Here is a 12,084-nt window from a genome sequence, read left to right on the forward strand (position 1 = left end):
GCGCTTACGCTTCGTGCTTTGAACCGGCCTCGGCCAAGGCCCGGAGCGGCTCCGGATTCAAGAGGACGATGGCGCCATGCTCGAGCCGGACCCAGTTGCGGGCTGCCCAAGCGCGCAGCTGCTTGTTGATACTTTCCCGGGTCATGCCGACCATTTCGCTGATTTCCTGCTGGGTGATCGCAATGGTCCGGCTGCCAGGTTCGAGCTTGCGCTTCTCGGTCAGGCCAAGCAGGGCGCTTGCGAGACGACGAGGCAAATCCTGCAGAATGAGCTGCTCGACCTGATCGCTGGTCCAGCGCAATCGATCGCACAAGAGCTCAATGAACTTCATGGCGAGTGCAGGCTGGCTTCTCACGAACGGCAAAAAATCGCGGCGATCAATGACAAAGATCTCGCAATTGGTGTTGGCCGTCGCATCGGCGGTCCGCTCCCCGCCATCGAGCACGGCGACCTCACCGAACAGTTCACCCGCGCTGATCAGGTTCAGGATTGCGTTCCGGCCGTCCGGCGACGACACGCTGATCTTGACGGTGCCGCTGATGACCGCATAGAGGCTGTTGCCCGAATCGCCTTTGGAAAAGATCGCGGCACCGCGCCTCAGCGTGGTGGGCTTGGCGTACCGACAAAGCTGGTCAAGCGCATCGGCCTCCAGGTCACGAAAAATCGGATGCTGGCGGAGCACAGAGAGTTTGCCGCTTGCAGAAGGCCGAGAGACCCCCTTCTTTTCGTCAATCACGCCGTTCCTCCAGCATCGGATCGCCGACCGGAAGATATTACCGTGACGCTGGCGGGGTGCTGACCCAAGGACGCAAGACAGGACGATTTGGTCACGCCAACAGCCATCGAACAAGCGGGAGGAAGCCGAAACTCTCAGGCCAGCAAGAGTGCCTGTTCGTTCCGCCTTTCGTACCGCTTCGGAATACGACAGATCGGCACAGGGAATCCGCCACAGTACAGCCGAGACCAAAGTAGTAAGCAATATGCCAGACACCTATAAGATGTCTTCTCGACAATGTCGATGCTGCTCCGCAGGCTGCGAAGGCCTCCTTAGGCGGCTGATGCCCGGCCAGGGCAGTCCTCCACCATCTCAGATGCGCGCTACGAGCGCCTATTTCCGACCTGAGATATCCTTCTTCAACTTCAGCGGGCTGGTCTGCGAATCGGCCCAGGCCAGCACTGCAGCGAACGCCACGAACACGGCCAATACGGCCAGACTGACCACCAAAGCGTCGAAAGGCATGCCTCTCCCTCCCCTTGAGTTTGGAGCATTGTCCTTTCGACAGCCGCTTAGGTCTTTGATCCGGATCAAACCGGAGCCAGCCGTCCCCCGCCCGATCAGGCCGCGGCGAGCGCTTCGGCGCGGGCAGGATCGCGCAGGCAGACGCCTCCTGGCACGATCTCGATGATCCCTTCTCTCTCGAGCTTGGTGAACGTCCGGCTCACCGTTTCGATCGTCAGGCCGAGGTAATCTGCGATGTCCTGCCGGCTCATTGGCAAGGGAACGATATCCGATATCCCCCTGAGTTCGGCGAGACGATCCCGCCAGCCCACGAGGAAGATGGCGACCTTCTCCTCTGCCGAACGACGTCCAAGCAAAACCATGTGGTCACGGGCTTGATTCAGCTCCTGGACGGTCAGATCGTTCATGCGCCGCAACAAGTTCGGCTTGTCGTCCGCAAAACGCGCGAACGGTGTCTTGGCGAACTGGCAGACTGTTACCGGACCGATTGCATCCGCCGAAAAGCAGTGTCGCTGCTCGGTCGTCATGCCTACGAAGTCGCCGGGAAGGGCGAACCCAACGATCTGCCTTCGCCCGTCGGGCAGAAGCTTGTAAAGTCGTACCACTCCGTCAAGCACATTGTAGAAATATGACGTCGTATCTTCCTGCGTAAATACGGTCTCACAGCTCGCGAACTGAACCCGTCGGCTCAGTTGTTCGAACTCCCGCATCTCCACCTTGTCCAGCGACGCACAGAGGCTGAATTGCCGCACAGCGCAGTCGGTACAGGCCTGCCCATTCGGGTCGACCGCAACCAGGGACATCTTCATGCATTGCTCCGAACGGCCGAGCCACCAACGTTTGCGGCATTCTAACCGATCATCCGCTCGGCAGTTGATGCAAATCAAATCGCCTCGCGTTGGGCCCAATATCTTGAGTTGAGGCGACCCTGCCGCCAACGGATTGCGAATGCTGCGCCTCACCTCGTGTCAGATTCTTCTGACCCTTGCCCTACTGTCTCCGGCTCTGGCTGCCCACACCGCGGAGCAACGCGGACGGACCTATGCGCAAGCCCATTGCGCAAGATGTCACGCGATCGGCAGGACGGGCGACAGCCCCCTCAAACCCGCGCCGCCCTTCCGCACGCTACACCAACGCTACCCTGTCGAATCGCTCAGCGAGGCCTTGGCGGAAGGAATTGTGACCGGTCACCCTGTGATGCCGCAATTTAAGCTCGCACCGGAGCAGATTCACGACTTGCTGTCCTATCTGAAGACCCTCGAATAACAGCGAGGAGTACGAAGCGCCCTCGCTGCCGTCTCATGATGCGGGCTTCGGAAGCAAAGCGCTAGCCCCCGAGCAAGTCCGGTCTAAAGCGCCTGTGTCGTCCACGCGATAACATCCTTGGCGAGACGGCCAAACGCGCCGTCAAAGCCGGAAACGGCCGCCGCCGGATCGAGCTCGCCGACTTTTTGGCTTTGCTCGAACAACCGCGAAGCGATCACCTTTCCATTCTTGTCGACCAGTCGTGCGGATACGCCGATTTCGGCGACGGGCTCGAGCTCGGTCGAGATCCGGAAGCGTCGGACATCAATCAAGAGCTGATAATCCGGCTGGCCGACGTCGGTACTCCGGAGCGGCGCGTGCGCGACGTCGAAGTTCTCAAAACTATCGATCAGCCGTGCCTGCAACAGCTTTGGAATGCTGTCAGCCCAGAGAAACTCGGCAAAGGCCGGATAATCTTTAGCCGGGAAGAACAGCATGCGCTGCGTCTGCAGCATGGCAACGGCCGTGGGTTCCGGGATCGCCAGCTGGCCTTTCCATATCTTGGTAGGACGCCCAAGATCACTCGGCGCCTGCAGATCATAGGTCACCTTCTGGGCTGGTGTGCCACCTCCGGTCAGCTTCTCAAGCCCGGCGACGATACCATCGAGTTTCCCGGTATTGCGCGCCAGCCCATCCGAGAACGTTTTGAAATTCCCGATGGTGTCCTTCAACGGTCCGGCATTTTCAGCGAGCACGGCGTCGACCCGGCGCAACGCATCCCTCGCAGCCTGCGTCATACTCTGGCCAGCTCCTGGCTCTGCGATCAAGGTCGGGATTGGACCGGACACCGTTACGAGCGTACCGCCCTCCAGGGCGATCACCGGAACGCCTGTCAAGCCCTGGAATTCGAGACCGACTTTGGTGTCCGCCCGGACCGGCGTCGCAGAAGCTACAGAGATCGTGGCGTTGACACGGCGTGGGTCCTCCGGTGCGAGCCCCAACTGGGTAACCTCTCCGACGCGGATCCCATTGAAGAGAACGGCGGCACCGACGAGCAATCCTGGGACCGAGCCCTCGAATTGCACATGATAGCTGGTCCGAGGCCCCAGTCCGCCGGTGTTGTTGAGCCAATAGACGAAGCCAAAAACGGCGACAATAGCGGCAAGAACGAAAGCGCCAATCACGGCAAAGGGAGCGCGGGTTTCCATCTCTCAACTCACTTTCGGTTGCAGCATCTGGGAACGCTTGCCGTGAAAATAGGCCTTCACCCAGGGATGCTCTGAAAGCAACAGCTCGCGCATCGGCCCGACCGCAACGATTTTGCCATCCGCAAGCGCCGCGACTCGATCGCAGACGACGTTCAGGCTCGCAAGATCATGGGTGACCATGAAAACCGTCAATCCCAGAGTTTTCTGCAGCGTCTTTATCAGCGCATCAAAATCGCCCGCCGAAATAGGATCGAGGCCCGATGTCGGCTCATCAAGGAACACGATTGCGGGATCGAGGGCGAGCGCGCGCGCCAGTGCAACACGCTTGGTCATACCGCCCGAGAGTTCAGCTGGAAATTTTTCGCCGTCCTCCGGGGTCAGGCCAACCATCTCGAGCTTCGCCGTTGCGATCTCATCCATCAATGACTGCGACATTTGAAGACTTTCCCGCAGCGGGAATTGGATATTTTGCCTGACGGTGAGCGATGAAAACAACGCTCCCTGCTGAAAGAGAATGCCCCAACGTCCCGCAACATCTTCCCTGTTCTGCCGCGCAGCAGCGCCGACAGGGATTCCCATCACTTCGATCGTTCCGCTTCGGCGTGGGATCAGACCGATGATCGTACGCATCAACACCGATTTGCCTCCGCCCGACGCACCGACCAGACCGAGGATTTCCCCCTTACGCACATCGAGTGAAAGATGGTCGAGAACGATCTGCCGTCCGAAGCCGACCACTAGATCGCTGACGTGAATGGCGACGGCTACTGCACTCTGCTCCATGGCTACATCCCGATGGACGCGAAGAAGACCGCAAACAGGCCATCGAGCACGATCACCAAGAAGATCGACTTTACGACCGAGGTCGTAGTCTGCAGACCGAGCGATTCGGCACTGCCCTTGACGCGCAACCCCTCGCTGCATGCAACGATGCCGATGACAAGAGCCATGAACGGCGCCTTGTACATGCCGACCTCGAAATGCGTGAGAGAGATCGCATCATGAAGCCTGGCAATGTAGATAGCCGGCGCCATGCCACCATAGAACTGCGCCACAAGACCTCCACCGTAAAGCGCTGCCATAGATCCGATGAAGGTCAGTATCGGAAGGGTCAGGATCAAAGCGACCACACGAGGCAGGATCAGCACCTCGATAGGGTCAAGGCCCATCGTCAGCAATGCATCGATCTCCTCACGCATCTTCATCGAGCCGAGCTCGGCCGTGTAAGCGCTGCCGGAGCGCCCTGCCACCATGATCGCCACGATTAGAACCCCGAGTTCTCGCAGAACCAGAATCCCCACCATGTCGACGACATAGGACTCGGCACCGAAGCGGCGAAAATGGAAGATTCCCTGCTGGGCGATGATCGCGCCGATCAGAAATGTGATCAGCATGATGATCGGGATCGCCTGCCAGCCGATCCGGTACATTTGATACACAAGCGACGTCAGTCGCAGCGAGCGCGGACGACGCAGCACGTTCGCCGTCGCCAGGAACAGCGATCCCAGCATCTCGAGAAACACAGCAAACTCGCTGACCGCCCCGATGCTGGATCGCCCCAGATCATCAAGCTTGGCCGCTATAGGAGATGCCTTGGGCGGGCTCACAACGGGCTCCCGGTTGACCCGCCGGACCTCCTCGATCAAGCCAACGTAATTGTCGGCAATCCCTACCATCTCGACGCCGCGTCCAACTGAACCGAGCCGCCGCGACAGCTTCTCTAAGAGCCAAGCGCCGAGCGTATCGAGTTCGCTTACGCCTTTCAGGTCCATCTTGACCGCCACAGGACGATCGGTGTCGGCCGCGACCGAATTCGTCAGGCGTTCAAGCACGGAGACATTTGCGGCGGTCCATGCGCCGCTCGGACGAAGCTCGAGCAAGCTTCCTGCGGCCTCAGCCGTCAATACTGGTTGGGTACCCAAAACGATGTCCTTCCCTCGCCTGAGGCCCGCGAGACCTCTTCCTTCCTAAGGTGCCTTCGAACACCAAAATTGACCTAGCTCAAACCGCCTTGCCAGTGACGCTGATTGAGCCAGATCAATCCCTGCACCGCAACACCTCCTAGCATTAGCAGGTGCAATGGGATCGGCGACCAATGTTCGATGCGAGCGCAATCAAAGATGAGCTGCAAGCCCTCAAGAAAGACCTCGCTGACGCCTTGTCAAAAAGGGGAGCATCCCTTCGCGAAAAGTCAGACGAAGAGGTGAGATCGGTGGCCGCCCAGATGAAGTCTACATTCCAAGAGCTGAGCGACGCACTGGAGCAGGAGGAAGCTCAGCTCGAAAAGCTCGTCAGTCAACATCCGATCGCATCACTTGGCTCCGCTCTCGCACTCGGCGTGGTCATTGGCCTGCTATTCAGGAGAAGTTAGGTGAACACGGACAACGTCGTCAATCATTTGCGCGTCCTCTGGCGGACGGACAGGATCATCGCCGATATCCGCCTTCGTCACCTGCTCTGGGGCTTCGGCTTGCGAGCACTTGCCGCTCTCCTTGCGGTATTCGGGCTTCTGATGTTCGAGCTAGCAGCGTATTTCTGGCTGATCCAGATCTGGTCTGCCATCACAGCGGCTGCCGTCTTAGGTGCCATCGACGTCGCTATTGCGGTAATCCTACTTGCGTTCGCCGCCCGCTCGCCTTCGGGACGCGAGCTCGAGCTTGCCAACGAAATTCACGGAGCTTCGATCGAAGCGTTACAATTCGAGGCACGAGCGTTTCAGTCCAACGTCGCTGGCGCCTTGAACAATCCTTTGGACGTCCTTGTACCGCATCTGCTCGTGCCGCTGATCGGCATCATCATAAGAACTTTGAGAGGCCACTCTTCCAGCGGCGCTAGCCACCCCTGATTGCCCGTCCCGTCCAAACGACATGCGAAGATCACGTCACAACCTTAGTCGTACGTTACAGAGATCGTGCTCCATGGGATCCGGCTTCACCTCGAACCCGAGCTGACGGCACATATCGAGCATGATGATGTTTTCCTGCAGCACGTCGCCCGAAATCATCTTGAGCCCTTCCGATTTTGCATACTCGATGATCAGCTGCATCAGGGCCCAGCCGAGCCCTTTCCCCTTCAAATCCGAGCGAAGCAAGATCGCATACTCACCGCTCTCATAGATCGAGTCGGAGTGAATGCGCACAACCCCAACCAATTCGTGGGTGGCTTCGTCGAAGGCAACGAACGCCATCGCTCGGGCATAGTCCAGCTGCGTCAATCTCGCGATGAATTCGTGGGTGAACTCCTTCATCGGGGCGAAGAAACGCAACCGCAGATCTTCACCGGTCACGTGTTTCAGAAATTCGTGGATCAGCGGCTCATCTTCCGGACGAATGGGACGAGCAAAAATCCGCCAGCCGTCCTTGATCTGAAGGTGACGCTCCCACTGGGTCGGATAGGCCCGAACAGCGAAATTCGATGGACCAGATCCCTTGAACTTCGGCTGCACCTTGCCGATCACTACGCGTGCATCGACCGCCAACACACCACTCTCGTCGGCCAACAACGGATTGATGTCGAGTTCGCGGACGTCCGGGAGATCGGCCGCCAGCTGAGCCAGCTTGACCAAGAGCAATGCGACCGCGTCCGGCTTGACCGCGGGAACATCCCGATAGCTGCGCAGCAACCGAGAGACCCGGGTACGCTCGATCAGATCGCGCGCCAAGTGCAGGTCCAGCGGCGGCAAAGCCAACGCCTTGTCGTTGATGATCTCGACCGCGGTTCCACCACGGCCAAACACAACGACCGTGCCGAAGGTGGGATCGTCGGCAAGCCCCATGATCAGCTCACGGGCCTTGGCGCGCACCACCATAGCCTGCACGATCACACCCGAAATCCGCGCATCCGGGCGAAGCTTCTTGGCTCGCTCCATGATGTCGAGCGCAGCCGTGCGGACCGCCTGCGGCGTCGTCAAATTGAGCACCACGCCGCCGACATCGGACTTGTGCACGATATCACGAGAGAGGACCTTCAATACCACTGTCGCGCCTTGACTAAATAACTCCGTCGCATAGTCGACCGCAGCATCAACATCGGCCGCGGCGAACGTTTGGACCATCGGAATGTCGTAGGCACCGAGCAGCCGCTTGATTTCGACCGGATCAAGCCAAGTCCTTCCGTCGGCCAATGCCGCGGAGATAATGCTGCGAGCGGTCTCGATATCCGGGACAAAGGAGTCCGGCATAGCCGGAGGCACCGCCGCGAGCGCCTCCACGACTTCCCGGTGACGAACCAGATGCATGAAGCCACGAACGGCATCGTCTTCCGTCGGGTAATTTGGGATCGACGCGCTGCTCAGGGTTTCCACGATGGCCTGGTCCGCGCCGATCCAGGCAGCGAGAACCGGCTTCGCCCAGCGTCGGTGCTGCTTACGGTATCCGCTCACCAATTCAGTGATCGTCACCGCGATCTGTTCGGCAGACGCGATCGCAGTCTGAACATTCATGACCAGTACAGCGTCATTGTTCTGATCGGCTAACAACACCTCGAGAGCGGCAGTGTAACGGGCAGCATCCGCGTCACCGACGATGTCGACCGGATTCGATCCAGACCAGGTCGGCGGCAGCACGGCATTGAGCTTCCCGAGGCTCTCAGACGAAACGACTGCGGCAATTCCTCCGAGTTCGACAAGGCGATCGACGGCAAGCACCCCGATTCCTCCTCCGTTGGTAAGGATGGCGAGACGCTTTCCCGTCGGCGATTCGACTCGTCCCAGCGTCTCCGCGCAATCGAACAATTCGCGCAAGTCGGAAACGCGCAAAATGCCAGCCCGTCGGAAGGCCGCATCATAAACGGCATCCGCCCCCGCAAGCGCACCGGTATGGGTCGCGGCAGCCATCGCCCCCGGCACGCCCCGGCCCGATTTGACGACCACGACCGGCTTGATCCTCGCGGCGGCCCGCGCCGCGGACATGAACTTCCGAGCGTCGTTGATGGATTCGATGTAGAGCAGGATCGCGCGGGTCTTGCCGTCCAATGCGAAATAATCCAGCAAGTCGGCGACATCGACATCGAGTTGATCACCGATCGAGACGATGCCAGAAAAGCCGACATCGCGCTGGGCCGCCCAATCCACCATCCCCGCGGCAATCGCCCCCGATTGTGATATCAGGGCGAGGCTGCCGGCGCAGGGCATGTGCGCCGCGAAACTTGCATTCAGGCCGACGTCCGGCATCATGATGCCCATGCAATTGGGCCCAACAAGACGCATGCCGTGCTTTTGAGCGGCTCGTTCCGCCTGCTCGGCCAAAGAACCCGGACCATGCCCGAGTCCGGAAGTGATGATCAGCGCTCCGGCAGTTCCCAGCCCCCCTGCCTGGTCGATCAACTCTGAAACAAATGCGCGAGGTGCGGTAATGACGATCAATTCCGGAACGAACGCCAATTGATCGAGACTCCGCGCCGCGGTAACGCCCGCGATTTCGCCATAACGCGGATTGACCAGCCCGAGGTTGCCTTTGAACCCGGACTTCCTGATGTTTTCGAGGATAGCTCGCCCGACGGAATTTCGGCGCGGACTTGCACCAATCAACGCGATCGAACGCGGCGACAGCACATTTTTGAGGCGATAGGTCGACATGAGCGAAGCATCCGACAATTAACCAAGCGGGTTTGGTGTTGGCTCTTGAAACGACTCACAACCCGAACCGTTCACCTCCCGGCTCGACATCATAATCCAGCATGGTGTTCGGGCTTGTGAACGATGCATAATGCCGCGAGCCGTTTGGCGGCGCCTTGAGCCATCATGTCATCATCGACATGGTTCCGCCTAGTACCTTGACAGATGTCAAAGGCAGATTGCGGCCGTCATTCTACTGGAGGATCCCAGTCACCTGGAGGTCGATCCATGCGTGCCATGGTGCTACGAAGAGAGGGCGGCCCTCTTCAACTCGAGGATCGAGCAGATCCCACCCCCGCCCCAGGTGAGATCCGCGTGAGGGTCAACGCCTGTGGGGTATGTCGGACCGACTTGCATGTGTTGGATAACGAACTGCCCAACATTAGATATCCGATCGTGCTGGGGCATGAAATCGTCGGACGCGTCGATCTGATCGGGCCAGGCGTGACGACGCATCGGCTCGGCGAGCGAGTTGGCGTCCCCTGGCTGGGACATACGTGCGGGGTTTGCCGTTTCTGCAGGGACGGCATGGAAAACCTCTGTGATCGTCCGTTGTTCACCGGCTATACGCGCGACGGCGGCTTTGCCACTCATACGATTGCAGATGCGCGCTACGCGTTCCCGCTTGGCGAAGGCGACAACGATGTCGCAATCGCTCCGCTTTTATGCGCCGGGCTGATCGGGTGGCGCTCACTCGTGATGGCGGGCAAGGCGGATCGCCTTGGCATCTATGGCTTTGGTGCGGCTGGCCACATCGTCACTCAGGTGGCGCGCTGGCAAGGCCGCCAAATCTACGCCTTCACCCGCAAGGGCGACGAAGCCGCCCAGAATCTCGCCCTTGAGCTTGGCGCCACATGGGCGGGCGCATCGGGTGAACTTCCGGATGAGCCACTGGACGCCGCCATTATCTATGCGCCTGCCGGAGAGCTGGTTCCCCTCGCGCTGCGCGCGGTCCGGAAGGGAGGTCGCGTGGTTTGTGCAGGCATCCACATGAGTGACCTGCCCAGCTTCCCCTATCGGCTGTTGTGGGGAGAACGACAGCTCGTCTCTGTGGCCAACCTGACTCGCCACGACGGTTTGGATTTCCTGAAAGTAGCCTTCCAAGCTCGCGTCCGTACCCACACCACGCCCTATCCGCTCGTGGAAGCAAATGAGGTGCTAGCCAAGTTGAAGCGCGGTGAAATCCTGGGTGCCGCCGTTCTTGTACCGGACGAATAGCATGATGCCGTCGTCATCTCCGAATGCGTTGCAAGAGGCCGTGCTAGCCTTTCTTGGCGATCCAGCACGGCATCCCCATGTCCATCGTATCGACACACATGCGGCTTCGGTGTTCCTGGAAGGTGATCGCGCCCTCAAAATCAAACGCGCCGTTTGGTTTCCATTTCTTGATTATTCCACTTTGGAAAAACGTAAGGCCGCGTGTGAGGACGAACTTCGCATCAACAAGCCCTTTGCTCCGGAGATTTATCGCCGCGTGGTCGGCATCATGCGGGCGGAGAACGGCTCGCTTTCGATCGGTGGGCCCGGAACGCCCGTCGAATATGCCGTGGAAATGACTCGCTTCGACGAAAACTGTACTTTTGACCACCTCGCCGCGCAGGGAGAGGTGAGTTCTGTGCTCGCCGAGCGCACGGCCGAGGCGATCGCGGCGTCGCACGACGTAGCCGTCCCGCGACCCGCCGAACCGTGGATCGCTTCGATTCCAACGATCATCCAAGCGTATGTCGAAGCATTTAAGGCCGTTCCTTGGTTCGCATCGAGCGAGATCGACGAACTGACCGAGATGTCACAGTCGACATTCACTCATCTGAAGCCCATGCTGGAAGATCGCGGCCGGCGGGGCTACGTCCGGCGCTGCCATGGCGACCTTCACTTGGCCAACATCGTCCTGGTCGGAGATAAACCTGTCCTGTTCGACGCAATCGAATTTGACGAGCGGATCGCCTCCATCGATGTTCTCTACGATCTTGCTTTTCCGTTGATGGACCTGGTCCAGTACGATCAGCGGGCCGCCGCCAATCACCTGCTCAATCGTTATCTCGCGGTCACGCCAATCGATCATCTCGACGGCCTCGCCGCGCTCCCGCTGTTCATGTCGATGCGGTCGGCCATCCGAGCTGAGGTTCTGCTCGCGCAGCTCGATCGAGCCGGCTCCGACCACGCCGGCATTCTCGAGGCAGCAACGCGCTATTTCCAACTCGCGCGGCGTCTGATCCATCCGGCCGCCCCGGCTCTCATCGCTGTTGGGGGGCTCTCAGGGACTGGCAAGTCCGTCTTGGCGCGCGCAATTGCTCCCTCCCTTACACCCCCACCAGGTGCTATCGTGTTACGTACTGACGTCCTTCGCAAGCAGCTATTCGGTGCACGCGAGACGGATCGTCTGCCGCCCGAGGCATACTCAGCAGACACGAGTCGGAGAGTCTATGATCTTCTCACAGAGCGCGCCGGCCGCGTCCTGGCACAGGGCTTTTCCGTTGTGGTCGATGCGGTCTTTGCTCGAGAGGACGAACGGACATCGGTGGCCGGTTTGGCCCGGCAAATGAAGATTGCATTTTCCGGATTTTTTCTGGTGGCGGATTTGGCGGTGCGCCAGGCACGCATCGGCGCGCGTCGGGCCGACGCCTCCGATGCGACGCCGAAGATCGCCGAACTGCAGGAACAATACGATGTCGGCCCCCTTGATTGGCCGATCATCGATGCGTCCGGAACAGCGGAGACGACACTTGCGCAGTGTCGAGCTCAGCTTCCACGATAGCAACGCCGCTCCGCTTGCGCGA

The 12,084-nt window shown here is 59.7% G+C and carries 12 protein-coding genes; 5 read left to right on the plus strand and 7 right to left on the minus strand.

Annotation, left to right across the window (positions count from 1 at the left end; all coding sequences use genetic code 11):
- Nucleotides 1-4: 4 nt before the first annotated feature.
- From QX071_RS20570 to QX071_RS20580, 3 genes are all read right to left on the minus strand, one after another.
- The gene (locus QX071_RS20570; protein WP_315704951.1) at nucleotides 5-736 is read right to left on the minus strand and encodes a Crp/Fnr family transcriptional regulator; all 732 of its coding nucleotides are present in this window, start codon (nucleotides 734-736) and stop codon (nucleotides 5-7) included.
- A 372-nt stretch (nucleotides 737-1,108) separates the two neighbouring features.
- Complete coding sequence (locus QX071_RS20575; protein WP_315704505.1) at nucleotides 1,109-1,240, minus strand: hypothetical protein; 132 nt, start codon at nucleotides 1,238-1,240, stop codon at nucleotides 1,109-1,111.
- A 95-nt stretch (nucleotides 1,241-1,335) separates the two neighbouring features.
- Nucleotides 1,336-2,049, minus strand: a complete 714-nt coding sequence (locus QX071_RS20580; protein ID WP_315704506.1) for a helix-turn-helix domain-containing protein — start codon at nucleotides 2,047-2,049, stop codon at nucleotides 1,336-1,338.
- A gap of 139 nt (nucleotides 2,050-2,188) precedes the next feature.
- Between QX071_RS20580 and QX071_RS20585 the strand changes: the two genes are divergently transcribed.
- Entirely contained in the window at nucleotides 2,189-2,506 is a 318-nt protein-coding gene (locus QX071_RS20585) for a cytochrome c (protein WP_315704507.1), read from the plus strand.
- A gap of 83 nt (nucleotides 2,507-2,589) precedes the next feature.
- Here QX071_RS20585 and QX071_RS20590 read toward each other — a convergent pair whose 3' ends face one another.
- From QX071_RS20590 to QX071_RS20600, 3 genes are read right to left on the minus strand one after another with little or no spacing between them, the layout of a single operon-like run.
- Nucleotides 2,590-3,693 carry an ABC-type transport auxiliary lipoprotein family protein gene (locus QX071_RS20590; RefSeq protein ID WP_315704508.1) on the minus strand — a complete coding sequence of 368 codons (1,104 nt, stop codon included), beginning with the start codon at nucleotides 3,691-3,693 and terminating at the stop codon, nucleotides 2,590-2,592.
- Nucleotides 3,694-3,696: 3 nt separating this feature from the next.
- Nucleotides 3,697-4,476: an ABC transporter ATP-binding protein gene (locus tag QX071_RS20595; RefSeq protein ID WP_315704509.1), complete on the minus strand. Its 780-nt coding sequence runs from the start codon at nucleotides 4,474-4,476 to the stop codon at nucleotides 3,697-3,699.
- Between the two features lie 2 nt (nucleotides 4,477-4,478).
- Complete coding sequence (locus tag QX071_RS20600) at nucleotides 4,479-5,615, minus strand: ABC transporter permease (protein ID WP_315704510.1); 1,137 nt, start codon at nucleotides 5,613-5,615, stop codon at nucleotides 4,479-4,481.
- Between the two features lie 173 nt (nucleotides 5,616-5,788).
- Between QX071_RS20600 and QX071_RS20605 the strand changes: the two genes are divergently transcribed.
- Nucleotides 5,789-6,064 (plus strand): hypothetical protein, encoded by a 276-nt coding sequence (locus QX071_RS20605; RefSeq protein ID WP_315704511.1) that lies wholly within the window; start codon nucleotides 5,789-5,791, stop codon nucleotides 6,062-6,064.
- Nucleotides 6,065-6,538: a phage holin family protein gene (locus tag QX071_RS20610; RefSeq protein WP_315704512.1), complete on the plus strand. Its 474-nt coding sequence runs from the start codon at nucleotides 6,065-6,067 to the stop codon at nucleotides 6,536-6,538. It begins immediately after the preceding gene.
- A gap of 36 nt (nucleotides 6,539-6,574) precedes the next feature.
- On the opposite strand, the gene QX071_RS20615 is transcribed toward QX071_RS20610, so the two are convergent.
- Nucleotides 6,575-9,268: a bifunctional acetate--CoA ligase family protein/GNAT family N-acetyltransferase gene (locus QX071_RS20615; RefSeq protein WP_315704513.1), complete on the minus strand. Its 2,694-nt coding sequence runs from the start codon at nucleotides 9,266-9,268 to the stop codon at nucleotides 6,575-6,577.
- A gap of 267 nt (nucleotides 9,269-9,535) precedes the next feature.
- Between QX071_RS20615 and QX071_RS20620 the strand changes: the two genes are divergently transcribed.
- On the plus strand, nucleotides 9,536-10,525 hold the full coding sequence (locus QX071_RS20620) for a zinc-dependent alcohol dehydrogenase family protein (RefSeq protein ID WP_315704514.1): 990 nt from the start codon (nucleotides 9,536-9,538) through the stop codon (nucleotides 10,523-10,525).
- A gap of 4 nt (nucleotides 10,526-10,529) precedes the next feature.
- Complete coding sequence (locus QX071_RS20625) at nucleotides 10,530-12,062, plus strand: AAA family ATPase (RefSeq protein WP_315704952.1); 1,533 nt, start codon at nucleotides 10,530-10,532, stop codon at nucleotides 12,060-12,062.
- Nucleotides 12,063-12,084: the final 22 nt, after the last annotated feature.

The sequence above is a fragment of the Bradyrhizobium sp. SZCCHNS1022 genome (assembly GCF_032484835.1).
Classification (GTDB): Bacteria; Pseudomonadota; Alphaproteobacteria; order Rhizobiales; family Xanthobacteraceae; genus Bradyrhizobium.

Coding starts and splice junctions, on each gene's coding strand:
- QX071_RS20575 (WP_315704505.1), bottom strand. CDS start 1,240: ATGCCTTTCGACGCTTTGGTGGTCAGTCTGGCCGTATTGGCCGTGTTC.
- QX071_RS20620 (WP_315704514.1), top strand. CDS start 9,536: ATGCGTGCCATGGTGCTACGAAGAGAGGGCGGCCCTCTTCAACTCGAG.
- QX071_RS20615 (WP_315704513.1), bottom strand. CDS start 9,268: ATGTCGACCTATCGCCTCAAAAATGTGCTGTCGCCGCGTTCGATCGCG.
- QX071_RS20625 (WP_315704952.1), top strand. CDS start 10,530: ATGCCGTCGTCATCTCCGAATGCGTTGCAAGAGGCCGTGCTAGCCTTT.
- QX071_RS20585 (WP_315704507.1), top strand. CDS start 2,189: ATGCTGCGCCTCACCTCGTGTCAGATTCTTCTGACCCTTGCCCTACTG.
- QX071_RS20595 (WP_315704509.1), bottom strand. CDS start 4,476: ATGGAGCAGAGTGCAGTAGCCGTCGCCATTCACGTCAGCGATCTAGTG.
- QX071_RS20580 (WP_315704506.1), bottom strand. CDS start 2,049: ATGAAGATGTCCCTGGTTGCGGTCGACCCGAATGGGCAGGCCTGTACC.
- QX071_RS20605 (WP_315704511.1), top strand. CDS start 5,789: ATGTTCGATGCGAGCGCAATCAAAGATGAGCTGCAAGCCCTCAAGAAA.
- QX071_RS20590 (WP_315704508.1), bottom strand. CDS start 3,693: ATGGAAACCCGCGCTCCCTTTGCCGTGATTGGCGCTTTCGTTCTTGCC.